A 22,960-nucleotide genomic window follows, 5' to 3' on the forward strand; every position below is an offset into this window, starting at 1 on the left:
ATAGCAGAATAGAGCCCGGGGCGTGGCCATGGATCCGCCCGTTGTGGGCCAGATGGCCTCGGCCCGGCGGCGGCCATCTAGATCCGCTGATATCCTCCGCTCGTCTGCTTGTGGATCACCTGCGCCGAGAGCCGTTCCTGCGGATCCGAGGAATAACGGTTGTCAGTGTGATTGAAGCAGGACGACTCCACCAGTTGGAAATGTGGAAACGCCGTGAACAGTCGGCTGTAGTCCAGCTTGTACGAGGTAATCCCGGCGCGGTGCGCATAGGGCCGCGCGGTCGGCACGTCCGGCATGAAATCCGTGATGCCGATCCAGCCGCCGTCGCGCAGGCAACGATCTGCCTCCGCCACGACGCGTGTGATGTGCTCGCGGTCAACCAGGTAAAGACAAAATCCAAACAGGATGAAGTCGAGGGAATGGTCGGCAAAATCCAGCCGGTCGGCAGTCCCGACGCGCAGGTCCAGATGGGGAAACAGTTGCTGGCCCTTGCCGACTGCGTCGGCCGAAGGGTCAATGCCGACGCCGCGGCACCGAGTCTCCTGGCAGATCGCTGCAAGATTGACGCCCGTCGAACTTCCGACTTCCAGCACCAGATCATCTGGCTTGATGTACTTGCTGTAGAGCACCGCGGCCGCGCTCAATTCGTCGGCCGAGCGTTTGTCTGAATAGAACGCGCGGTTGCGCTGGAAGTAGCGGTCACCTTCCCCGCCTGTCGAAAAAATTTCGCTCTGTCTTGCAGCCATTGAGGAATGCTCCGGTGTGGTCATGCGAAGGCCGATCGAAGGGGTTGCCGGGAGGCTATGCGCCCAGCGCAACACCCATGTCTTTTATAGCAGACATGTTACAGGCCTGACAAATGAGCGTACCAGAACAATGCAAAGCGTGGAAGGGCTCGCGGGTTCACCAGAATGCAACCGCCCAGGAAGAATCAGCCGGCAAGGTCCGCCGTGCGTTGCGCGGAGAACATTTTCCGGTGACGATCGACAGGCGACTAGCGTTGCGCCTGGGTTCGCCAGGAGAAGAACAATGACACGAGCAGCGCGCGGTTCTCAACAACCCGCGAGACGGCTATAGAGAGAAGGCTGACGCCGAGGATAGCAATGACCGAGGCCAGGACACTGCGGCCGATCGAATCTTGCACATGCGGTTGCAGGACGCCGAACGCAAAAAGAAGAAGCGGTGCGTGAATGATATACAAGGTGTAGGAGTACCTGGCCGCCTTGCGAGCAAAGGCGCGAACCCGGATACGGCCCTGCAGCATCAATGCAAGCAGCGCAAAGACACCAAAACCTATGGCAATGTTGAATCGCGCTATGGTGATCAGCTGGTCCGCGACAGGATCGTGAGCATAGCTTGCCCACAGGAAACGCAGCCCGAACCATAGCGCCGCCGCAAAGAAAACCGCCACCGCACACCACCACAACTTTGCGCGACGCAAGAGCCCGTCGTCGTGCAGCACAGCAAGCAGGTACCCTGCCCACCATACAGGAAGGTAATAGAGGAATTGTTCGTTGTTCGCGCCATGCCAGATCACGGTGCCGATCAGCGGTAGTGCCAGCAGTTTCCACCATCCTCGCGGCACGGCAAGAAGCGCTGCCAGAACGTAGTACCAGACCTCGATGGAAAGGCTCCACAGAGGACCGTTGGCGTTCGGCGTGTCGGTAACAAAACCATTGAGCATCAGCGCCGAGCCAAGCAGTTGGGTGTTGTCGCTGATAAAGGCGGACCGGGCCAGCGCATGTCCGGGCGCCGGCAAGAATGCGTTGGTTCCGCTTGGAAACAGCAGCGGCGCAAGCTTGAACAGACAGAAGATGAGCAGCAGGGAAACCAACAGCGGCGGCCAGATCCGGATGATGCGATCGCCGAGATACCTCGCCAGCGAAAACGTGCCACCGTGCCGGGCCACATTGCCTGACACGGACTTGCCGATCAGGAAGCCGCTCAAAACAAAGAACACCATGACCGCGCTCTGGGCCAGCAGCCCCATTAGCGGGCTGAGTTTGTCGGACGCTGGCGCAACCAGGATCTGATTCGCGTGCCCGACGACCACGGCAAACGCCGACATCCCCCGCAGCGAGTCAAGCTGGTCGGATTCTGCACCAGTGAGGGGTCTGAACGTCATGTGATACCTAGGCTCCCGCTTGCTGTCCGTACATTACGTGAGCACAGCCACGACAGTGCGATAAATGATGCGCAGATCGAGCCAGAGCGACCGGTTCCGCACATACTCCACGCAGTACCGCAGCTTGGCCGGCATCACTTCCTCGACATAGGTGCGCTCCGGATCCGCGCTCTTGCCGAGCAGCGCATTCTCGTCCTTGTACTCGATCGAAGCCAGGTCGGTGATGCCCGGCCTTACGCTCAGCACGGTCTCGCGCACGTCGGCCGGGTACAGCGCTACATATTTGGGCACTTCCGGCCGCGGCCCGACCAGGCTCATCTCGCCGGTGAACACGTCGATCAGCTGGGCCAGTTCATCGAGCTTGTACTTGCGCAGGAATGCACCGCTGGCGGTGATGCGGCGATCCGCGCCGATCGTGATCAGCGGCCCCTTCCCCTCGCCCGACACGACCATGGTGCGGAACTTGTGGATGTGGAACGTACGCCCGTGCAGGCCCACGCGCTCCTGGCGGAAGAACACCGGGCCGGGCGACTCGCGCTTGATGGCGATGGCAATGGCGGCAAACACCGGCGCCATCACGAGCAGGCCGGCCGCGCTGGCGACCAGGTCGAAGAGCCTCTTGATCAGCATTAGTTGAACGCGCTCCGAACGGTCCGGACGACGCGCTCGACGTCTTCGTCGCGCATGCGCGTGTAGAGCGGCAGCGTGAGCGTGCGCTCATAGATGCGCTGGCTGACCGGGAACATCTCGGGCGTGAGCTTGTAGGTGTCGCGCCAGTACGGCTGCAGGTGCAGCGGGATGTAGTGGACGCTGCAGCCGATGCCCTGCTTGAACAGGTAGTCGATCAGCGCATCACGCGTGCGCGGCGCGCCTTCGGCGAGCTGGATCACATAGAGGTGCCAGGAATGGATGTCGCCTTCGGCTGCGTGCGGAGGCAGGACCAGCGGCAGGTCGGACAGTGCTTCGTCATAGCGGGCGGCGATCGCGGCACGGCGCTTGTGGAATGCGTCCGCCTTCTTGAGCTGATGGATGCCGATCGCGGAAGCGACGTCGGTCATGTTGTACTTGAAGCCGGGCGCCACGATCTCGTAGTACCAGCTCGGCGCGGTCGACACGAAGCGGTCGAACGCGTCGCGGCTGATGCCGTGCAGGCGCATGACCTTGGCACGCTTGGCGATCTCCGGGTCGCGCGTGACCACCATGCCGCCTTCGCCGGTGGTGATCGTCTTGTTGGCGTAGAAGCTGAATACGGTGGCGTCGGTGTCGAGCGTGCCAACCAGCTTGCCGCCGCTGGTCGCGGGCAGCGAGTGCGCCGCGTCTTCCACCACGCGCAGGCCATGCTTCTTCGCGATCGCGATGATCTTCCCCATGTCCGCCGCGCGGCCGCCGAAGTGCACCGGCATGATGGCGCGCGTGCGCGGAGTGATGGCCCGCTCGATCGCGTCCGCGTCGATGCACAGCGTTTCGGCGCTGACATCGACGAACACCGGGTGGGCACCCAGGTAGCGGATGACCTCGGCCGTGGCCGTGAAGGTATGGGTGGTCGTGATGACTTCGTCGCCGGGGCCGACGCCCACGGCTTCCAGCGCGAGGTGCAGGCCGGCCGTGGCCGAGTTCACGGCGATGGATTCCACGCCGCCGCCCAGGAACGCCGAGAAATCGCTCTCGAACTGCTTGGTCTTCGGCCCCGTGGTCACCCAGCCGGAGCGCAGCGTTGCCACGACTTCAGCGATCTCTTCTTCGCCGATCTCCGGCTGTGCGAATGGAAGGAAATTAGTGTTCATGGTAAAGCCATCCCTTGGCTTGATTGCATCGAAAATGGGCCGCGCGCCGACCCGCCGGACAGCGCCGTGAGGCAGCGCGGCAGCGCTTATGATCCGGCGCCAGGCTGGGCCGCGCGGTGCAGCTCCGCCAGCCTGTCGGGGTCGAAATAGGTGTCGTCGAGCCCGCCGTTGCGGACGAACTCGAGATCGTATTTTTCCGTGGTGCCGACGATGCGGCCAGGATTGCCGACCACCACGGAGTGATCCGGAATCTCGCCCCGTACCACGCTCCCGGCGCCGATGACGCAGCCCTTGCCTATCTTCGTGCCCGGCAGAATAATCGCGCCGCTCCCGACAAATGTAAAGGCTCCGATCACCACCGGCGACTGGATGAAACCGGCGCGCTGCGGGGTCGGCGTGGAGATGAAGTGCCTGCCCAGCAAGCGAATCGACACGTGGCTGCTGTGCGACAACACGGCGTTGAGCGAGCTGATCTGCACGCCCTCCCCTATCTCCACGCCGCCGCTGGCGTCGATCAGGCAATGTGGCCCGATCCAGCAGTGGTCGCCGATGACCAGGTCGCGCTCCGACAGGATCTTGGCGCTGGAGCTGACCCGCGTGAAACGCAGGAACCTGCCGTCTCGCCGGGAAAAATATCCGTAGACCATGAACGGGCGCAACAACATGCCCAGGAAATTCAGCACGGCCGATATCGCGTAGCCGGCAGGAGAGAGATAGAGCCTACGGAACATGGCGTTTCCTCAACGCAGCGTTTCGGTAAAGCGCACGAACGCGTCGTGCTGCACATACTGGTCGAAGCGCGGAGCCAGCGCGGCGGAGTTGGCCTTGCAGGCGTCGAGCAGCTTGCGGTCCGCCACCAGGGCCTCGATGGCCGCGGCCAGCGAGTCGGCATCGCCGGGCGTGTACTGCCGCCCGAGTTGCTGGCCGGCGATCAGGCGCTGGATCTCGCGCTCGAGCGAATTCACGGTGGCCACCCCGGCCGCCAGGTAATCGTAGAACTTGATCGGCATCGACACAGTCGAATGCGCCAGGTACGTGCTCAGCCCGATATCGCAATACTTGTACATCAGGTTGAGGTCGTTCGGGTCGAGCCGGCCCAGGTAGACCACGTTGCCACCGGGCTCGGCGCAGGCGGATTCGAGCAAGCCGCGCTGCGGGCCGTCACCGGCAAACAGGAACTTGACCGGCTTGCCGCGCAACCGCTCAGAGCGGGCCGCCTTCAGGATCGACTCCATGTCATAGCCCGCGCCGAGCGTGCCGGCGTAGATCACCCAGACTTCGTCCGGCTTCTTCTGCTCGAGACCGAGCTTGCGCAGGACACCGCCGTTCTCCTCGGCCATGGCGTTGCGCATCTGCGCGACGTCCACGCCCCAGTATGAGACATCGGACGGCACCGACGGCGCCGAGCGCACGCCCACGTCGCGGTAGTCCTCGGACACGCCGACGATGCCGTCGCACGCGCGCAGGATCGCCGCCCGCCGCATGTAGAGTGGCGCCAGCAGCAGACGCTCGAACGGCCGCAGCGGCTTGGGCAGGATCATGGCGAACACTTCCGGCCAGATGTCGATGATGTCCGCCACCAGCCTGGCACCGATGCTGCGCGCCATGTCGACCACGTACTTGCCGTAGAAGATCGAAGGTTCCGCCAGGACGATCAGGTCGGCCTTGTCCTGGGGATTGGCCTTCACCCGCTGCGCAACGTTCCTGGCGAAGTTGCGCTCGCTGCGGATGCGCGCCATCGAGACGTGGCTGCTGTACGGGGTGGTCGGCACGATACGGACGTTGACGCCGGTCTCCAGCCGCTGCTCGCTGTAGCCCTCGCTGCGGAATTTCTTGGAGCGGTGCTCGAAGTTCGAGAGCCACCAGGTCACCTCGTGCCCGGCACGCGCGTAGGCTTCCGCCAGCATGGAACTGCGGTATTCGCGCCAGGCTTCGCCAGGCAAGCTTCCGTAGGGATTGACAATCCAGACTTTCATTTGATGAATTTTGCAATCAAGTAAATAAGGCCGAACTGGAACATGACGAAGGGAAACATCATCACGTCTGCCACAAAGAGAATCGGGCTGGCCAGCAGCACGCACATCAACGCGGTCAGGCACCCGAGAGACAGTATCGACGGCACGCTGCGATACCAGCTCTGGCACAAAGCGGCGAGCATGCCGAGCGCCGCGCCCGTCAGAATCAGCATAACCCATCCGCCCTGCAGGTACAGTGCGCCAGGCAACGAGGGAAATGCGCCTGCGAGGAACCAATCGGTATCCGGAGCCTGGATGATATGCAGCTTTGCAGCCAGACCCAGGGCCGTGATAAAGACTACCGTCGCAAAATTGTTCTCATGCCCATAGTCGGCAATCGCGACTGTAGTTGCGAAACTATGCGAAAAGTAGGAAACCGACATCACCAACAGGTTAAGCAGGCTGGTGATGGGATTCCGCGGATCCAGATCTTCCAGCCAGGCGTTGGGAAGCAAGCCCAGGTCCTGGATAACCCCGCTGGAATAGTCCGTTATCGATATTCCAGCTGCATCCGCACGCTGGAGGAAAATGAACACGAAATACAAACCGCTGACGAATATGAGCACCAGCATCAAACTCAGCGATCTCCGGCTGATCGTGCGACCGGCGGGCATGCCCTTGCCGGCCAGGATCCGCGCGGCAATATAAAACAGCAGCGTCAGGATCAGCGTGGATCGCCCCCCAGTCAGCATGGTGTTCGCAAAGGCAAGAAGGCCCGCGAATGCTCCGTAGGCGAACATTCTCCTGCCAAGGTCGGCCCGCGGGAACATGACGATCGCTACGATGTAGCACGAACTCAGGAGATACCCGAGCGCGCTCGCCGGCGATGAGATCGCCCCCTCGCGCTCCGCTCCGAGTTCCCGCCATTGCTCCCGCGCCACGGCCAGGCCGGCCGAGTAATCGATACCCTGAACCACAATCTTGTCGTAGGCAAGCGCCGCGGTGCCCAAGGCCGAAAGGGCCAGGGCGAACAGAACCAGCCGGCTGTCGACACCCCACTCCCGGGCAGCAGCCGGGCCGACCGGCCAGCGTTCCACCATCAGATAGCTGAAGACCACCGTCAGCACGAAGGACATCTGGATCATCAATCCCACGAGCACGGACTCCCCCATTGGCCGCACAGGCAGGATCACCTGCAGCAGCCAATAGAAGATCCAGGCAACAAGGAAGCTCTTCAGGATTTTCACAACAAACTCACCGACAAGACATTACTTGTAAGAAATGGGGCGTAGCACGTGCACGGGCGACATTCCCTCATCGAAGGCAGTGGCTGCGCGCCGATGACCGCGACAGAAGAAGCACATGCGACTAAAGCCGGCACGCCCGAAATCACTTGGCACCTCCGATCCTCAATGCAGCGAAACCAAAGACGAACGACAGGCACGAGAGCATGAACGTCAGCAATGACAGTTTGAACAGCATCGAAAGTGAAGCAGTATAGCGGGTCGCAATAAACCAGAGAAAAATCGCACCAAACAGGACCGCACCCTGACTTATGAATAACAGGCGTGTTTTTCTCGAAATGATCAGATAATTCGACCAAAAATCGGAAGCACGGAGCGCCGCCGCAGCAAGGAACAGCGGTATATAACTTATCACCTCGATGTACTGCGGGTAATATGCCTCGATACCCCACTTAATGATATAAAAGCCGGGCACGGCGCACGCCGCCAAGATCCCGAACATGCCAAGCGACACCCTGCGAGTCTGCGCAAGCACCGCCCCGGGCCCATCATGGTAGATGCGCGCCGCGAGTCCGGGAAACAGGTTTGCATTGATGGTCGCCTGAAAAGTGGATGCCATCGAAAGCAACGTCCAGCCGAATGCAAACTGCGCAAAAACCCGCTTGTCCAATGCGTCGACTGCCAACCAGCGATCAATATTCTGAATCAGAAAGGCGAGAATCACACTGACAAGCAATCCACTCGCCACCCGCCATTCCGAGCGGCGCAGATGGCGAACGGCCAGCATTGGCAACAGACGGAACTTCTGCCGGAACCTCGCCGCGGCCTGCACCGAAGCAATTGCCACTACAACGGCAGTGAGCCCCAGTTCCGCCGCCAGGACCGCCTCTGCGCTATCCCACATCAACGCGGCGCAGAAACCCGCTATCGAGACGAGGCAGCTGCGGCCGAACAATGTGACGGCAAACTCGACTTGCCGCAAACGGCTCTTGCTTTCCGTAGAGATCACGCCAAACAGCTGATTACTCAAACCATGGAGCGTCGCAAGGGCCAACAACATCCCGGCGCCTCCCGCGAGAGAGACGCCCGTCCAACTCAGAGCAATGAGCGGGATGGCCGAAGCGATGGTAACGAGCGAGACTTTCCCCATCAGCACCATGCCGCGGGTGACACGACCAGCGGCGAACAATCGCGGCATGTCCCTTTGCATCAGCAAATAGAGGCCGAACGCATTGACCATGCCGAGCGAAGCGGAAATCAGCAAACCGATGCTGAGAACGCCAAACTGCTCCACATCGAGCACTTTGGCGTACGCGAACATGCGACACATCATCAATACGGCCGCAAATCCGTTCAGGCACGTGGTTCCGAGATTTCGCTTATGGCTCATGAGATGTCACGATATTGACTCCCTCGCAGGCAACCAGGGCCATACTTAGATCGGGCAGGTAATGCTCCCCAAGACGACTCAGCCGTACTGGGGCACTCCGAAACAGTCCCAGGGAAATTCGCCGGGTTCGCCGTGAATTACTCTTCGCTGCTGCCACACTTCCATTTATCCCTCCGCCGGTAACCCGGCCAAGGAGCATATGAAAATGCGAAACCAACGCATCTCGCATACTTTCCGCGGTAGCTCCGGCCGGGCTTATCTATCGCCGATCGGCATGCGCTCGCGGATCGCGTCCAGGTAGCGGAACACGCCGCGGCGATGCACCGCACGGTAGTTCTGCGGAATCGGCTTCTGCGCTTCGCGCAATTCCTCCCAGCGCCGCTCGTGCAGCAGTTTGAGAACACGGTCCTCGCCGATGGTATCCGATGCGACTTGCGCATCGTCCGCCTCGATGCGGCGGGTGCGCAGCAGGCGCTCGAGCCGCGTGGCGTCCGGTTCCGGATTGTACGCATACTGCGTGGTCGTCCTGGCGCGGATGTCGTCCACGTACTGGTTGAAGCGGAAATTGAACGTGTAGGCAAAGCGCAGAACCTGCCGCGCGATCTCGTCCGGCGTCTGCTGCCCGACCATGGCCAGATTGGGCGCATCTTCAGGACCATAGAGCTGGATCTGGAAGCCGGCGGTCTGGTAGATCGAAGTGCCGAGCGCGATGACCTGCTTGCCCAGCGCGCCGGCCTCGAAGGCGGCGCTGCCGCCGTTGACCACCACGGCATCGGCCTGGGCGATCAGGCCGAGGGTGTTCGCCCGCTCCTTGCTGCCGATGATATGCACGCCGCGCCGCTGCGCCCACTCGGTGTACATGCGCTCGGCAAGGCCGCCGTCCCGCAGGCCGATCTTCTCGCCCCAGTTCGGGTGGCAGCGCAAGATGCAGCTGGCCGGATCCACTTCGAGATGGTCGAACAGGAAATCCAGCGCGGCGATCTGGTTGGGCCATTTGGTGCGCCAGTCGGGATGCCCGTCGAACTCGTTCAGGCTGCTGGGTGTGATCAGCAGCTTCAGGCCCTTGCGTTGCGCCGGCCATGCGAGGTCTTCGGCATTCCGGTTGTAGGCGCGCCACTCCAGCGTATTGGTGCGCAGGAAGCGGGCCGCGAGCAGCGAAGCCACGACGCGCGCCTGCGGCTCGGTGAGCGGCTTGTCCTTGTACGCGGCAACCACGCGGCCCACTTCGTCGAGCGCCAGGCAATTCTGGTCAGGGATCAGCAGGAGCCCGTCGCCGAACCAGGTGCGTTCCACCGAGATGAACGGAATGCCCTTGGCCTTGGCGGCTTCCAGCAACGCGCGCGGCCCTTCCATGCGGCCGTTGAAGCAGATGATCCCGTCGAGCTTGCGCTCCTCGATCCAGCGGCAGGCCGCGGCGAAGGCTTCGGCCGAGCCGGTGGCGAGCCGCTGGTGCAGCGCGTGGAATTCCCCGGTCTGCTTGTCGGACTGGCTTTCGGTACGCAAGATGGTGCAAGCACCCGAAAAACCCCACTGCTGGGCGGGCGCCGCGGCTGCCGCGGCACCCGCGGGATCACGATAACGGCGCATCGAATCGACCCCGGGTGCAAACGAGCGAATCCCGCCCATCGTGCATTTCAGGCATTCCTTGGCCGCGCTGGAATCGTCGCGCAGCTCGCGCGTGTAGCACTCCGACAGCGCGCTGTCGCAACTGAGGTAGAACACCTCGTGCCCGCGCGCCTGCATCATCGACGAGAGAAAGTAGACGTGCTCGACGTGCGGGCGATAAGCGTAAATTGTGGCGAAACCGAGACGCATATAGTAATAGTTATGGGGCCAAACGAGACAGGCTCGGCAAGACAGGGAAGGACCGGGCTCAGGCGAGCAGGTCCCATGCAAGCGGCGTCCCGCGGCTGATGTCCCGCTTCACGGCACGGCCGAGCACCTGGTCGAGGTGCCGCGGCGCGAGGCCGAAGCCCGGGCGGATGGCACGCACGCTGGACACATCGAGTACGTCGCCGGCCTTGAGATCGCGCGTGATGTAGAGCGAGCGGCGGAACACCAGCGATTTCTGCTCCGCTTCGGTGGGGCCGTAGCTGACGCCGCCAAGGGCTTGCCACGCACGGCGCGTTTCCACCACCAGCGACTTGAATTCGGCAGGCTCGAGCGAGAACGTCGAATCCACGCCGCCGTCGGCGCGATCCAGCGTGAAGTGCTTCTCGATCACGGCTGCGCCCATGGCGATGCTCGCCACCGACACGCCCACGCCCATGGTGTGGTCCGACAGTCCCACCTCGCAGCCGAACAGCTCCCGCATATGGGGAATCGTGCGGATATTCGTATTCTCCGGCGAGGCCGGATAGGTGCTGGTGCACTTCAGCAGGATCAGTTCCTTGCAGCCCGCCTCGCGCGCCGCGCGCACGCTCAGGTCGAGCTCGGCGATGCTGGCCATGCCGATGGAGATGATCATCGGCTTGCCGGTCCGCGCCACCTTGCGGATCAGCGGAATGTCGGTGTTCTCGAACGATGCGATCTTGTAGACGGCGGCATCGAGCCCTTCGAGGAAATCGACCGCGCTGTCGTCGAACGGCGTGCTGAACGGAATCATGCCGTGCCCGCGCGCGCGCTCGAAGATGGCCTTGTGCCATTCCCACGGCGTATGCGCCTCGTGGTACAGCTCATAGAGGGACTTGCCCTTCCACAGGCTCTTGGGATCCGAGATGAAGAACTCGCGCTCCCGGATATCCAGCGTCATGGTGTCGGCCGTGTAGGTCTGGATCTTCAGCGCATGCGCGCCGGACGCAGCCGCGGCATCGACGATTTCCAGTGCGCGGTCGAGCGACTGGTTATGGTTGCCGGACATTTCCGCGATCAGGAATGGCTCGTGCTCGCGGCCGATGAGGCGTCCGCCGATATTGATCGTCATTTCGATGCTCCTTCGGGCGAGAAACACAGCGCGCGCAGCGTCTGCCGGTCACTCTCCCATTGATTGCTGAATTTGGCGAAGCAGAGGATGTCCTCGCGCCGGCCTTGTTTCACGTAGTGCTCGACGAGGTGGCCCTCTTCCCGGAAGCCGAGCTTGCGATGCAGGCCCACCGAACCCTGGTTGAAGGCGAACGCCTCCGAGGCCAGCTTGTACATGCCCAGCGTGTCGAACGCATGGGCCAGCGACAGATAGCCGAGCGCCGAGCCGGTGCCTTTCGGCAGGTTCTGCTCGCCCAGGTAGAAGCCCCAGGTGCAGCGCTGGTGTTCGCGGCTGATGCCGGTAAACGAGCTGAACCCGACCGGCACGCCTTGCAGCGCGAACACCATGAACGATGCGCTCGGATGCTGCAGCGCCGAGGCGAACCAGCGCTCATGCTCCTCGGGCCTGATCAGGTGGTCCGTGTACATATTGCTGCGCACCGGCTCGCTGTTGCGCCAGGCCAGCAAGATATCCTTGTCGCCCGGACGGATCGGGCGCAGCTCGCAGTCCTCGAATCTATGCATGGGGCATGCCTTCGCAGATCAGGTCGGCCGCGGTCTTGGGATGGCGCCCGGCCAGTTCGCGGCTGCGGCGGGACAAGCCCATGCGGGCGGCCGCATCCGCGCTCAGTGCCGCCACCGCCTGGCCGACGGCTTCCGGCGTGACTGACGCGACGTCGCCCAGGCTGACGATGTAGCCTGCCGCCGCCAGGTCGCCGGCCGATTTGCGCTGGTTGTCGGCCAGCACGATGGCGATCGTCGGCAGGCCGAGCAAACAGCGCTCCCAGGTGGCGGAGCCGCAGGCGCCGATAGCCAAGTCTGCCCGTGCCATCAGCTCGGCCATATTGTCCACCTGCACATGCAAGTGCGTGTTCGGCATGCTGCCACACAGGGCCCGAACCTGTTCGCGGTGCGGAGCGGCCGCGCCCAGCACCACATCGATGGCGACACCATCGCGCGCGGCGTCTTGCAGGCCGAGCAGCGCGGTGCCGGTGGCGTTGTCCTGGTCCATCCCGCCCATGAAGAGCAGGATGCGCCTGACGGGGCCTTCCTCGCGGTGCAGCGCGCTGGCCGCGGCGGTGAATTCCGGCCGCAGCAGGGCGTAGCCGGGGCCCAGCAGGCAGGTGCAGTGCGGCGGCACCAGCGCGGCGTAGCGCTGGTCCATGTCGCTGTAGTAATTCTGGTCGAGCAGGAGGTCGCAATCGTGGCGCCGGTCGGCGACGTCATCGATGGCCATGATGCGCGGCGCATGGCTGCGCATCGCCTGCTCCCAGCGCCAGTCGATGCCATAGTGGTCAACCACCAGCCAGTCGGGCGACCAGCCCGCCAGGGCCGCGGCGCTTTGCTCGAGATCCGTTTCCCAGGCGACGCCCAGCCACGCGCTGTGGGCCAGGTCGCCGGCCGGCGCCGCCAGCGTTGCCGGAGGCAGCACATGGCATGCGTAGCCGCGCTGTTCGAGCAGTGCTTGCGCGCCGCCCTGGTGCGCACGGCTGACGAAACGCACTTCGGCCCCGCGCGCGCGCAGGACATCGGCAAGCGTCAGGCAACGCATGGCGTGGCCCGACCCGATCTGCACGGAAGCGTCGGCGCGAATCGCAACCTTCATGGCAATCAGCGCACCTTGAACAGCGGCTCGAGCGGAGCGCACTTCAGCATCTGCTCGATGCCGCCATCGCGCACTGCCTGGACCAGCATCGGCAGGGTATGGTCGTAGGCGGAGAACAGCTTGGCGATGTCCGCGTCGGTATGCTTGTAGCCAATGTTGTGCGTGCCGAAGGTGAGGACGCCCTGGGCCAGCATCTCCTGCATGAACAGGGTCTTGAGGTGCCACATCGGGTAGCGCGCAGTGTCCTTGATCAGCAGGAAGCTCCAGCTCGGATGCCCGGAAACCGAGAGGAAATCGTCGGCGCCCAGCGCGGCGATGCGCTGGCGCAGGCCGTCGATCACGACCTGTCCCTGGCGGGCCAGGGTGGCGGTGACCGGCTCGCGCTCGAGCTTCTTCATGGTGGCAAGTGCTGCCGCCAGCGACAGCGTTTCGCCGCCGAACGTGAACGAGAAGAAGATCTCCTCCATCAACTGCATGACATCGGCGCGGCCCGCGACGGCGGAAACCGGGTAGCCATTGGCCAGGCCCTTGCCGAAGGTGGCCAGGTCGGGGGTCACGCCGAACAGCTGCTGGGCACCGCCGTTGGCATAGCGGAAACCCGTGATGGTTTCGTCGAACACCAGCAACGCGCCGTGCTTGTGCGCCAGTTCCTTGACTGCCTGCAGGAAACCCGGGGCCGGCTCGACCACGTTCATCGGCTCGAGGATGACGGCGGCAACCTGGTCCGGATGCGCCTTGAAGATGGCGTCGAGGCTGGCGATGTCGTTGTATGCCCAGGAATGCGACAGGTCGCGCGTGGCCTGCGGCACGCCGCGGTTGCGCGCGGTGGTGCCGATATACCAGTCCTGCCAGCCGTGATAGCCGCACACCGCCACGTGATCGCGGCCGGTGAAAGCGCGCGCCACGCGCACGGCGCCGGCGGTGGCGTCGGAACCGTTCTTGCCGAAGCGGACCTTCTCCGCGCAGGGGACCATCGACACCAGTTGCTCGGCGACTTCCATCTCGAGGCGGTGCGGCAGCGAGAAGATGATGCCGTCCTCCAGCTGGGCCTTGACCGCGGCGTCGACGTCAGGGTCGCTGTAGCCCAGCGTCAACGCGCACAGGCCACTGATCATGTCGACGTACTCGTTGCCGTCGACGTCCCACACGTGGCTGCCGCGGCCGCGTTCGATGAAATACGGCGAAACGCCGAACGGGTATTGCGTGCGGCTCTTGCTGAACGTCTGCGAGCCGAGCGGAATGGTGCGCAAGGCGCGCTCGAGCAAGGCTTCGGACTGTTGGTAGCGTTGCGACATGATGTTCAGACCCTTCGAGGTTGTTGGTCGTCTTGCACAAGAGATTTCAGGTAGCCCGCGTTGCGGACCTGGCCGGAGTTGATCTCCAGCAGCTCGGGCCGCCGCGCCATCAGTTGCAGCACGTCGGCCATCAGGAAGCCGGGGGTGTCACGGTACAGCGCCTCGTAGACCGCCTCGACGAATACCAGGTCGGCGGGCTCGTCCACGGTCCAGCGCAGCGACGACAGATCCTTTTCGCGCGTGAGGCCGCCCAGCCGGAAGCGCTCCGGATGCTGGTAGATGAAGGAGGTCACATGCTCGCGCTGCGAAGGCAGGCTGGCTTCGCGCCAGATCGTCTCGAGCACGCTGAAGCGGAACACCTCCACATCCAGCCCGTCGGGATAGGTGGGGGGCAAAACGTTGCTGGCGTAGTCGTAGCCGCCGTCGCGATAGAAATCGACAACCGCGTCGATCACTTCATGGTCGGTCAGCGGGCAGTCGGCGGTCAGCCGCACCACGTGCTCGGGCCGGATGTTCTTCACCGCCGAGTAGAAGCGGTCCAGCACATCGTCGAGGCTGCCGCGGAACACATCCACGCCGGCCTCGGCGCAGCAAGCAGCGAGCGCGTCGTCGGAGGGGCTGTCGCTGGTGACTACCATCAGCCGGTCGATGGTGCGGGCGCGCCGCAGGCGTTCGATCTGGCGCAGGATCATCGGCTCGCCGAGCAACGGCTTCAGGACCTTGCCCGGCAGGCGCGTCGAGCTCGTGCGCGCTTGCAGCAGTGCCATCACGGTCATTGGTGCTCCTTCTTCAGCGCGGGCCAGTTCGACGGCGTGACAGCCGCCGACGGCGCCATATTGCATTCTGCGAAATCAAGGGAGAGACAGGCCGCGCTACGCTCCCATGCCGCGGCGATCTGTTCGAGCTGACCCTGGTCGAGCACGCCGACCACGACGTGGTCGATCGCGCCTTGCTGGCGCAGGAACGCGAGGCTGCCTTCGAGCTGGCTCGCGCCAGCCTCCCTGCATATTGCCCGGAAGCGGTCAAAGCCAGGCGCCAGCGCTTGCAGGAATGCCGGCAGCTGCTCGGACAACAGGACTCCCTGGAGGAACGCCGAGCGCGTGTGGATCTCCACGCCGGCTGCCTTGAGGCGCGTCAGTTCGCCGGAGGCGGTGAAAGACTGGTCAAGGACATTGAGCGGCAACTGCATGGCGTCGATGCCGAAACGCTGCGTCGCGGCGCGCGCTTCTTCGACGCTGTAGACCGATACGCCAAGACGCTCGACCAGCCCTTGCGCCTTGAGCGCCTGCAGCGCGGTGTACAGGTCCTGCCCGCCCTCGCCCAGCAGGTCGCCGGCGTGATGCACCAGCAGGCCGTCCAGGCGACCGACGCCGAGATTGCGCAGGGAATCGTGCACGCCCTGCACCACGCGCCGGACCGCGGCAGCATCCGCCGCCGCCCCGCCGAGCGGCAGCGTCTTGGTATAGAGCCGGAAGGCGTGCGCCTCGCCGCCGCGGCGGCCCAGCACGCTTTCGCTCTGGCCGTATGCCGCTGCCGTATCCAGCACCGCCAGCCCAAGCTCGCGGGCGCGGCGCAGGATGCGTACCACCTCGTCTTCGGAGACCTGCCCCGCGGTATTCGTGATGCCGTAGGGCAACCCGAACTGCACGGTTCCCAGTGCCAGCTTCATGCAAGGATCCCGCGCAGGGTGGAGGTGACGTACTCTTGTTGCTGGTCGCTCAGCCCCGGGAACATCGGCAGGCTGATCGCGCCGGCGTAGTACGCCTCGGCCTTGGGAAAATCGCCCGGCTTGAAACCAAGCTCGCGGTAGTACGGCTGCGTATGGACCGGGATGTAGTGCACGTTGACGTGGATGCCGGCGGCCCGCAGCGCGTCGAACACGGCCTTGCGGCGCGTGGCGTCGTGCAGCACCACGGGGTACAGGTGCAGGCCGGACAGGCCGTCGGGATGCTGGAAGGGCACGGTCAGCGCCGCCCCGGCCAGCAGCTCGCCGTAGCGGTGCGCGATCTGGTGGCGCCGCGCCACGAAGGCGTCCAGGCGATGCATCTGGCTGACACCGAGCGCCGCCTGCATGTCGGTCATGCGGTAGTTGTAGCCCAGCGCGATCTGCTGGTAGTACCACGCGCCGTCGGCAGGCCCCGTCATCTCGGCCGGATCGCGCGTGATGCCGTGCGAACGCGCCTTGCGCATCGCCTCGGCCAGGTCGGCCCGGCGGGTCATGCACAGGCCGCCTTCGGCGGTCGTGATGACCTTGACCGGATGGAAGCTGAAGACGGTGATGTCGGCGTAGTCGCCACATCCGATCGGCTTGTCCAGGTAGCGCCCGCCGATGGCGTGGGAAGCATCCTCGATGATGGCGAAGCCATACTCGTCGCCCAGCGCGCGGATAGCCTTCATGTCGCAGGACTGGCCGGCGAAGGCGACAGGGATCACCACCTTGGGCAGGGCGTCGCGCGCCGCGGCCTCCTTGAGCTTGGCCGCGAGCGCATCGGCGCACATGTTATAGGTGCGCGCATCGATGTCGACGAAGTCGACACAGGCACCGCAGTAGCGCGCGCAGTTGGCCGACGCGACAAAGGTATTCGGCGTAGTCCAGACCGTGTCGCCGGGTCCCACGCCAAGCGCCATGCAGGCGATGTGCAAGGCGGAAGTCGCGCTGTTGACGGCGACCGCGTGCCCGCCGCCGACATAGGCCGCGACAGCAGCCTCGAAAGCCGGCACCGCCGGGCCCTGCGTCAGGAAATCGGACTTCAGGACGGCAACCACCGCCTCGATGTCGTCTGCCGAGATGTCTTGCCGGCCGTAGGGAATCATGCCATCGCCTTGGCGTTGAAGTCGCGGATTTCCTCCGGGGTGAGGAAATGCGGGTTGTTGCCGGAGTTGTACTCGAAGCCCTGGCTGACGCGCGTGCCCGTCTCGCCCAGCGCATTGACGGTGTAGTCGATGTCCGAGTGATGGAACTTGATGGTCGGGCGCAGGACATAGTGGTCCTTGAACTCGAGCGTCAGGTGGGAGTCGTCGGCCGGGCACATGATCTCGTGCAGCTTCTCGCCGGGGCGGATGCCGATCACGCGGGTGGCCACGCCAGGCGCAACCGCTTCGGCCAGGTCGGTAATGCGGATCGAAGGGATCTTCGGCACGAAGATCTCGCCGCCATGCATGCGCTCGAAATTCTTCAGCACGAAATCGACGCCGTCCTGCAGGCTGATCCAGAAGCGGGTCATGTCCGCGTGCGTGATCGGCAATTCCTTCTCGCCCTTGGCCAGCAGTTGCTCGAAGAACGGAACCACCGAGCCGCGCGAGCCAACCACGTTGCCGTAGCGCACCACCGCGAACGAGGTCTGGTTGGCACCGACCATATTGTTGGCCGCGACGAACAGCTTGTCCGACGCCAGCTTGGTCGCGCCGTAGAGGTTGATCGGGTTGGCGGCCTTGTCGGTCGACAGCGCGATCACCTTGTGGACGTTATTGGCGATCGCCGCGTTGATGACGTTCTCGGCGCCGTGGATATTGGTCTTGATGCACTCGAGCGGGTTGTATTCCGCGGCCGGCACCTGCTTGAGCGCGGCGGCGTGAATGACGTAGTCGATCCCGCGCATGGCCTGCGAGAGGCGCTCGCCATCGCGAACGTCACCGATGAAGTAGCGCATCGGCGGCGCGTCGATCTCCTGCTGCATCTCGAACTGCTTGAGTTCGTCGCGCGAATAAATCACCAGGCGCTTGGGCTTGTAGCGACCGAGAATGGTGCGCGCGTACTTCTTGCCAAACGAGCCCGTACCGCCCGTGATCAAAATAGACTTGTTATCAAACATTGCGTATCTCTTCCGAATATGATCTGGGGCGCTTAAACAAAGCGCTTGAAGTAATCGACCGTCTTGGCAAGTCCGTCGCGGAAATGCACCGAAGGATTCCAGCCGATCACTTCCTCGGCAAGGCGGGTGTCGGGGCGGCGTTGCGTGGGATCGTCGGCCGGCAGCGGCTTGAACTCGATGGTCGAGCGAGAGCCGGTCAGCTCGATTACGTGGGTCGCCAGCTCGAGCATCGTCATCTCGTGCGGGTTGCCCAGGTTCATCGGGCCAGTGAATTCCTTCGGCGTGTCCATCATGGCGACGAAGCCGTCGATCAGGTCATCGACGAAACAGAACGAACGCGTTTGCTTGCCTTCGCCGAACACGGTGATCGGCTCGCCACGCAAGGCCTGCATGATGAAGTTCGACACCACGCGGCCATCGTTCTGGTGCATGCGCGGGCCGTAGGTATTGAAGATCCGCGCGACCTTGATCTCCAGGCCGTGCTGGCGGTAGTAGTCGAAGAACAGGGTTTCGGCGCAGCGCTTGCCTTCGTCGTAGCAGGAGCGGATGCCGATGGGGTTCACATTGCCCCAGTATGCCTCGGGTTGCGGATGCACGACCGGGTCGCCGTAGACCTCGCTGGTGGAGGCCTGGAAGATCTTGGCACCGAGCCGCTTGGCCAGGCCCAGCATGTTGATGGCGCCGTGGACCGAGGTCTTGGTGGTCTGCACCGGATCGTGCTGGTAATGCACGGGCGAGGCCGGGCAAGCCAGGTTGTAGATCTGGTCCACTTCCACGAACAGCGGGAAGGTCACGTCGTGGCGCATGAACTCGAAGCGCGGATTGCCGAGCAGGTGTTCGATGTTCTGCTTGGCGCCCGTGAACAGGTTGTCGACGCACAGCACTTCGTTGCCCTGCTCGATCAGCCGATCGCAAAGATGCGAGCCGAGGAAGCCGGCGCCACCGGTCACCAGGATACGCTGGCGGGAATTGTAATTTCGCATGTTCAAGACTTTGTTCTAGGAGCGGCCGATACCGAAATATTCGAAGCCCTGTTTCTTCATCGAAGTCGGGTCGAACAGATTGCGGCCATCGAAAATCAGGGGGGTCTTCATTTCGCTGCGCATGGCCTCGAAGTCGGGGCTGCGGAACGCCTTCCACTCGGTGACGATCACCAGCGCATCGACGCCGTCCAGGGCGGCCTCGGGCTGGTCGGCGAAATGCAGGTGCGGCAAGGCCTCCGGCATATCGGCCAGGTCCTGGGCCAGCACGCGGCGCGCCTCCTCGGTGGCCACCGGGTCGTGCGCGTGCACCACGGCGCCGCGCTCGAGCAGTTCCCGGATGATGATGCGGCTCGGCGCCTCGCGCATGTCGTCGGTTTCCGGCTTGAACGCCAGGCCCCAGATGGCAAAGCGCTTGCCCGCGAGATCGTTGCCGAAACGCGCCAGGATCTTGTCGATCAGCACGCGCTTCTGCGCCTCGTTGACCTGCTCGACGGCGTCCAGCACATGCATCGACTGGCCGAACTGCGCCGCCGTCCTCGCCAGCGCCTGCACGTCCTTCGGGAAACACGAGCCGCCGTAGCCGATGCCGGCGTACAGGAAGCTATAGCCGATGCGGGGGTCGGAGCCGATGCCCTGGCGCACCAGTTCGATGTCCGCGCCGACGCGGTCGGCGAGATTCGCCAGCTCGTTCATGAAGCTGATGCGGGTGGCCAGCATGGCGTTGGCCGCATACTTGGTGAACTCCGCCGAACGCACGTCCATGAAATACATGCGTTCATGGTTCCGGTTGAACGGGGCATACAGCGTACGCATCATCGCCTTTGCCTTGTCGCCGGCCTCGTCGGCCGACACGCCAACCACGATACGGTCGGGACGCATGAAGTCCTCGACGGCCGCGCCTTCCTTCAGGAACTCCGGATTGGAGACGACCGCGCAGCCGAGATGGGACGCTTCGCGCTTCGCCAGCTCTTCCGCGATCGCGGCCTTGACCTTGTCGGCGGTACCGACCGGCACCGTCGACTTGTCGACGATCACCTTGAACGCGTCCATGTGGCGGCCGATATTGCGGGCGGCCTCGATGACGTATTTCAGGTCGGCCGAGCCGTCTTCGTCCGGCGGCGTGCCGACGGCGATGAACTGGATTTCGCCATGGGCCACGCTGGCGGCCACGTCCGTCGAGAATTTGAGTCGGCCTGCCGCGCGGTTCCGGTCGATCAGGGCCTTGAGACCCGGTTCGTAGATGGGCACCCCGCCACCGTTCAGCAAATCGATTTTCTTGGCGTCTACGTCAAGGCAGAAAACATTGTTTCCCAATTCGGCCAGGCAGGTACCTGTCACAAGCCCCACATAGCCGGTTCCGATAATAGTAATTCTCATTTCTCAAGCCAATATTTGCTTACACAAAGCGGCGGCCGGAAAAAACTCTGCTCCGTCGCCATGACTCCGCATTCCCGAAAATAATCCGCCGTCGCCTTACATATCTTCACATTTCTAAATACAGGCATCTTCCGATGCGCAATCGGGCATTGACGGCTCATGACACGATTGGGGCGTTGCAGCCTGGCATGCAGGAATCTGCGGGCCAGGTGAGGAAGACGAGGGGGAAGGCGGCGCGAGCGATTGCGACGGGACGCAAGACTGCGTCCTGCCTCCGTCTCTTGCCCACTTGCCCAATGGCTGGCACAGGACAAAAACTCCCGGCATTTTGCCATAGTTTCAGTGCTCCGAAACGAAATGGCGCCGTGGCGCGGCGTTGCCGGCACACGGGGTGCGCCCGCCCGCGCATGCCTGCGCCTTGCGGCCGGATCAACGTTCCGGCCTTAGCGCAGCAGGCGGATACGGGGTGCCGGCTCTTCATGCAGGTGGTCCTTGATGTCGCGGTCGGGACGGAAACCCGATACGCATTCGAGGAGAATGGTGCGGATCGCCTCGCAGTCGTTGCAATCGCAGGCCGCGATAAGGCTGCGCATTTCTTCGTCGAGTTTCTCGCGGCTCAGGCAGGACTCGTCCGCTTTCATGATGCGCGGATGGCCCGTGCCGCTGACGGCGTCGCCGATCAGCAGTTCCTCGTAAAGCTTCTCGCCCGGGCGCAGGCCGGTAAATTCAATCTCGATATCCCCATCCGGATTGTTTTCGTCGCGCACCTGGAATCCGCTCAGGTGAATCATGCGACGGGCCAGGTCGACGATTTTCACCGGCTGGCCCATATCGAGCACGAATACCTCGCCGTCGCCCCCCATCGCGCCGGCCTGGATAACAAGCTGGGCCGCCTCCGGGATCGTCATGAAATAACGGATGATGTCCGGGTGGGTGACGGTCACCGGACCGCCGCTCGCGATCTGCGTCCGGAACAGCGGCACCACCGACCCGCTCGACCCGAGCACGTTGCCGAAGCGGACGATGCTGAAGCGGGTGCGCACGTGCGGCTCCTGCGCAAAGGCCTGCAGGCAGAGCTCGGCCATGCGCTTGCTTGCCCCCATGACATTGGTCGGGCGCACCGCCTTGTCGGTCGAGATCAGCACGAACGCTTCGACGTTGGCACGGATCGCCGCCTCCGCCGTGACCCGCGTGCCAACGGTGTTGTTCAGGATGCCCTCGGTCATGTTGAACTCGACGATCGGCACGTGCTTGTAGGCCGCCGCATGGTAGATCGTCTGCACGCCGTAGCGGGACATGATCCCGTACACCCGCTCGCCGTTCTGCACCGAGCCGAGCACCGGCACCAGTTCGATCGACAGCCCCTTCGCCAGGATGGTCTGCTGCAACTCGTATTCGAGCGCGTACAAGGCAAACTCGGACTGCTCATACAGGACCAGCCGCAACGGATTGTTCTTGATGATCTGCCGGCAGAGCTCGGAACCGATGGAGCCGCCCGCGCCGGTCACCATGACGCTCTTGCCGTCGATATTGCCCATCAACAGCTTCTTGTTGGGCGCCACCACGTCGCGCCCCAGCAATTCGTCGATCTCGACCTCGCGCACGTCGTCCAGGCGCACCTCGCCGGAAACCATCTCGGCCATGCCGGGCACGGCGCGCACCTCGACAGCCAGCGGCTCGAGCGCGTTGACGATCTCGATACGCCTGCTGCGCGATGCCGACGGGATGGCGATCAGCACCTGCTGGACCGCGAGCCGCCTGACCAGCGCCGGCAGTTCGTCCGCGCCGTGGACCTTGATCCCGGCGATGCTCAGCCCGCGCTTGGCCACGTCGTCGTCAACGAACGCCACGGGCTCGTACTCCGTGCCGACGCCCAGCGCGACGGCAAGCTGCCGGCCGGCGTCGCCGGCGCCATAGATCACGACCTTCTGCCCCTGGTGCCCGAACGATGGCAGCATCCTGAACGCCGCCCGCACGAAGAACCGACTGCAGACGATATAGACGATGGCAAGCAGCCAGTAGATCAGCAATGCCCCGCGCGGCACGTTGGACAGGCCCAGGAAGAAAATCAGCGACCCGAATATACCGATCGAAATGGTGACTGCGGCCACGATGGTCAGAATGGCCCGGTCCTCCATATACCGCACCACCGACCGGTACAAGCCCAGCTTGATAAAGACCGGAATCGCAACGAGGGAGGTGACGAAGTACAGGCCGATGGGGTATTGCGAGCTGACCTGCCAATGATCCGTGCGCAATCCGACCGCCGACCAGAGCGACAGCGGCAGTAAAAAGAAATCGAGCACCAGCATCAGCAGAATCTTCTTCTGACGCGACATCTCCGAGATTTTCTTGAGCAGCATGATTGTTCTTGAATTAGTCGTCACAACGGACTGCCGGCACACGCGCCGGCACTGTGGCCGCGCTG

The 22,960-nt window shown here is 63.5% G+C and carries 20 protein-coding genes; all 20 read right to left on the reverse strand.

Going from position 1 to position 22,960, the window contains the following annotated elements:
* Nucleotides 1-77 precede the first annotated feature (77 nt).
* The 20 genes from AB4Z48_RS07495 to AB4Z48_RS07590 all read right to left on the reverse strand — a co-directional run bounded on the left by AB4Z48_RS07495 (nt 78) and on the right by AB4Z48_RS07590 (nt 22,895).
* A complete protein-coding gene (locus tag AB4Z48_RS07495; protein WP_441613268.1) occupies nt 78-746 on the reverse strand; it encodes a class I SAM-dependent methyltransferase in 669 nt (222 codons plus the stop codon).
* 248 nt (nt 747-994) lie between these two features.
* Complete coding sequence (locus tag AB4Z48_RS07500; RefSeq protein WP_441613269.1) at nt 995-2,125, reverse strand: acyltransferase family protein; 1,131 nt, start codon at nt 2,123-2,125, stop codon at nt 995-997.
* Between the two features lie 33 nt (nt 2,126-2,158).
* On the reverse strand, nt 2,159-2,752 hold the full coding sequence (locus AB4Z48_RS07505; RefSeq protein WP_441613324.1) for a sugar transferase: 594 nt from the start codon (nt 2,750-2,752) through the stop codon (nt 2,159-2,161).
* Nucleotides 2,753-2,754: 2 nt separating this feature from the next.
* Nucleotides 2,755-3,909 (reverse strand): DegT/DnrJ/EryC1/StrS family aminotransferase, encoded by a 1,155-nt coding sequence (locus AB4Z48_RS07510; RefSeq protein ID WP_441613270.1) that lies wholly within the window; start codon nt 3,907-3,909, stop codon nt 2,755-2,757.
* 86 nt (nt 3,910-3,995) lie between these two features.
* Nucleotides 3,996-4,640: an acyltransferase gene (locus tag AB4Z48_RS07515; protein WP_441613271.1), complete on the reverse strand. Its 645-nt coding sequence runs from the start codon at nt 4,638-4,640 to the stop codon at nt 3,996-3,998.
* Nucleotides 4,641-4,649: 9 nt separating this feature from the next.
* Nucleotides 4,650-5,885 carry a glycosyltransferase family 4 protein gene (locus tag AB4Z48_RS07520; protein WP_441613272.1) on the reverse strand — a complete coding sequence of 412 codons (1,236 nt, stop codon included), beginning with the start codon at nt 5,883-5,885 and terminating at the stop codon, nt 4,650-4,652.
* Nucleotides 5,882-7,111 (reverse strand): hypothetical protein, encoded by a 1,230-nt coding sequence (locus tag AB4Z48_RS07525; protein ID WP_441613273.1) that lies wholly within the window; start codon nt 7,109-7,111, stop codon nt 5,882-5,884. Before AB4Z48_RS07525 ends, AB4Z48_RS07520 begins: the two co-directional genes overlap by 4 nt.
* 142 nt (nt 7,112-7,253) lie before the next feature.
* A complete protein-coding gene (locus AB4Z48_RS07530) occupies nt 7,254-8,498 on the reverse strand; it encodes a lipopolysaccharide biosynthesis protein (RefSeq protein WP_441613274.1) in 1,245 nt (414 codons plus the stop codon).
* Between the two features lie 255 nt (nt 8,499-8,753).
* The gene (locus AB4Z48_RS07535; protein WP_441613275.1) at nt 8,754-10,313 is read right to left on the reverse strand and encodes a hypothetical protein; all 1,560 of its coding nucleotides are present in this window, start codon (nt 10,311-10,313) and stop codon (nt 8,754-8,756) included.
* Nucleotides 10,314-10,371: 58 nt separating this feature from the next.
* Nucleotides 10,372-11,421, reverse strand: a complete 1,050-nt coding sequence (pseI, locus tag AB4Z48_RS07540) for a pseudaminic acid synthase (RefSeq protein ID WP_441613276.1) — start codon at nt 11,419-11,421, stop codon at nt 10,372-10,374.
* Nucleotides 11,418-11,984 carry a UDP-4-amino-4,6-dideoxy-N-acetyl-beta-L-altrosamine N-acetyltransferase gene (gene pseH, locus AB4Z48_RS07545; RefSeq protein WP_441613277.1) on the reverse strand — a complete coding sequence of 189 codons (567 nt, stop codon included), beginning with the start codon at nt 11,982-11,984 and terminating at the stop codon, nt 11,418-11,420. The genes pseI and pseH overlap by 4 nt, the downstream gene beginning before the upstream one ends.
* Entirely contained in the window at nt 11,977-13,065 is a 1,089-nt protein-coding gene (pseG, locus tag AB4Z48_RS07550) for a UDP-2,4-diacetamido-2,4,6-trideoxy-beta-L-altropyranose hydrolase (RefSeq protein ID WP_441613278.1), read from the reverse strand. The genes pseH and pseG overlap by 8 nt, the downstream gene beginning before the upstream one ends.
* A 5-nt stretch (nt 13,066-13,070) precedes the next feature.
* Nucleotides 13,071-14,360 carry an aminotransferase class III-fold pyridoxal phosphate-dependent enzyme gene (locus tag AB4Z48_RS07555; RefSeq protein ID WP_441613279.1) on the reverse strand — a complete coding sequence of 430 codons (1,290 nt, stop codon included), beginning with the start codon at nt 14,358-14,360 and terminating at the stop codon, nt 13,071-13,073.
* 5 nt (nt 14,361-14,365) lie between these two features.
* Entirely contained in the window at nt 14,366-15,136 is a 771-nt protein-coding gene (locus AB4Z48_RS07560) for a cytidylyltransferase domain-containing protein (protein ID WP_441613280.1), read from the reverse strand.
* Nucleotides 15,133-16,029: an aldo/keto reductase gene (locus tag AB4Z48_RS07565; protein ID WP_441613281.1), complete on the reverse strand. Its 897-nt coding sequence runs from the start codon at nt 16,027-16,029 to the stop codon at nt 15,133-15,135. The genes AB4Z48_RS07560 and AB4Z48_RS07565 overlap by 4 nt, the downstream gene beginning before the upstream one ends.
* Nucleotides 16,026-17,174 carry a UDP-4-amino-4,6-dideoxy-N-acetyl-beta-L-altrosamine transaminase gene (gene pseC, locus AB4Z48_RS07570; protein ID WP_441613282.1) on the reverse strand — a complete coding sequence of 383 codons (1,149 nt, stop codon included), beginning with the start codon at nt 17,172-17,174 and terminating at the stop codon, nt 16,026-16,028. The genes AB4Z48_RS07565 and pseC overlap by 4 nt, the downstream gene beginning before the upstream one ends.
* Nucleotides 17,171-18,172 (reverse strand): UDP-N-acetylglucosamine 4,6-dehydratase (inverting), encoded by a 1,002-nt coding sequence (pseB, locus tag AB4Z48_RS07575; RefSeq protein WP_441613284.1) that lies wholly within the window; start codon nt 18,170-18,172, stop codon nt 17,171-17,173. Before pseB ends, pseC begins: the two co-directional genes overlap by 4 nt.
* Nucleotides 18,173-18,204: 32 nt before the next feature.
* Nucleotides 18,205-19,155: a UDP-glucuronic acid decarboxylase family protein gene (locus AB4Z48_RS07580; protein WP_441613285.1), complete on the reverse strand. Its 951-nt coding sequence runs from the start codon at nt 19,153-19,155 to the stop codon at nt 18,205-18,207.
* A 15-nt stretch (nt 19,156-19,170) separates the two neighbouring features.
* A complete protein-coding gene (locus AB4Z48_RS07585; protein ID WP_441613286.1) occupies nt 19,171-20,532 on the reverse strand; it encodes a UDP-glucose dehydrogenase family protein in 1,362 nt (453 codons plus the stop codon).
* Nucleotides 20,533-20,975: 443 nt separating this feature from the next.
* Nucleotides 20,976-22,895 carry a polysaccharide biosynthesis protein gene (locus tag AB4Z48_RS07590; protein WP_441613287.1) on the reverse strand — a complete coding sequence of 640 codons (1,920 nt, stop codon included), beginning with the start codon at nt 22,893-22,895 and terminating at the stop codon, nt 20,976-20,978.
* Between the last annotated feature and the right edge of the window lie 65 nt (nt 22,896-22,960).

This window comes from Cupriavidus sp. 2TAF22, from assembly GCF_052115045.1.
In the GTDB taxonomy this organism is placed as follows: domain Bacteria; phylum Pseudomonadota; class Gammaproteobacteria; order Burkholderiales; family Burkholderiaceae; genus Cupriavidus.

Excerpts from the sequence above, each read along its gene's own strand:
- AB4Z48_RS07495 (WP_441613268.1), bottom strand. The coding sequence starts at position 746 with ATGGCTGCAAGACAGAGCGAAATTTTTTCGACAGGCGGGGAAGGTGAC.
- AB4Z48_RS07500 (WP_441613269.1), bottom strand. The coding sequence starts at position 2,125 with ATGACGTTCAGACCCCTCACTGGTGCAGAATCCGACCAGCTTGACTCG.
- AB4Z48_RS07510 (WP_441613270.1), bottom strand. The coding sequence starts at position 3,909 with ATGAACACTAATTTCCTTCCATTCGCACAGCCGGAGATCGGCGAAGAA.
- AB4Z48_RS07515 (WP_441613271.1), bottom strand. The coding sequence starts at position 4,640 with ATGTTCCGTAGGCTCTATCTCTCTCCTGCCGGCTACGCGATATCGGCC.
- AB4Z48_RS07520 (WP_441613272.1), bottom strand. The coding sequence starts at position 5,885 with ATGAAAGTCTGGATTGTCAATCCCTACGGAAGCTTGCCTGGCGAAGCC.
- AB4Z48_RS07530 (WP_441613274.1), bottom strand. The coding sequence starts at position 8,498 with ATGAGCCATAAGCGAAATCTCGGAACCACGTGCCTGAACGGATTTGCG.
- AB4Z48_RS07535 (WP_441613275.1), bottom strand. The coding sequence starts at position 10,313 with ATGCGTCTCGGTTTCGCCACAATTTACGCTTATCGCCCGCACGTCGAG.
- pseI (WP_441613276.1), bottom strand. The coding sequence starts at position 11,421 with ATGACGATCAATATCGGCGGACGCCTCATCGGCCGCGAGCACGAGCCA.
- pseH (WP_441613277.1), bottom strand. The coding sequence starts at position 11,984 with ATGCATAGATTCGAGGACTGCGAGCTGCGCCCGATCCGTCCGGGCGAC.
- pseG (WP_441613278.1), bottom strand. The coding sequence starts at position 13,065 with ATGAAGGTTGCGATTCGCGCCGACGCTTCCGTGCAGATCGGGTCGGGC.
- AB4Z48_RS07555 (WP_441613279.1), bottom strand. The coding sequence starts at position 14,360 with ATGTCGCAACGCTACCAACAGTCCGAAGCCTTGCTCGAGCGCGCCTTG.
- AB4Z48_RS07560 (WP_441613280.1), bottom strand. The coding sequence starts at position 15,136 with ATGACCGTGATGGCACTGCTGCAAGCGCGCACGAGCTCGACGCGCCTG.
- AB4Z48_RS07565 (WP_441613281.1), bottom strand. The coding sequence starts at position 16,029 with ATGAAGCTGGCACTGGGAACCGTGCAGTTCGGGTTGCCCTACGGCATC.
- pseC (WP_441613282.1), bottom strand. The coding sequence starts at position 17,174 with ATGATTCCCTACGGCCGGCAAGACATCTCGGCAGACGACATCGAGGCG.
- pseB (WP_441613284.1), bottom strand. The coding sequence starts at position 18,172 with ATGTTTGATAACAAGTCTATTTTGATCACGGGCGGTACGGGCTCGTTT.
- AB4Z48_RS07580 (WP_441613285.1), bottom strand. The coding sequence starts at position 19,155 with ATGCGAAATTACAATTCCCGCCAGCGTATCCTGGTGACCGGTGGCGCC.
- AB4Z48_RS07585 (WP_441613286.1), bottom strand. The coding sequence starts at position 20,532 with ATGAGAATTACTATTATCGGAACCGGCTATGTGGGGCTTGTGACAGGT.
- AB4Z48_RS07590 (WP_441613287.1), bottom strand. The coding sequence starts at position 22,895 with ATGCTGCTCAAGAAAATCTCGGAGATGTCGCGTCAGAAGAAGATTCTG.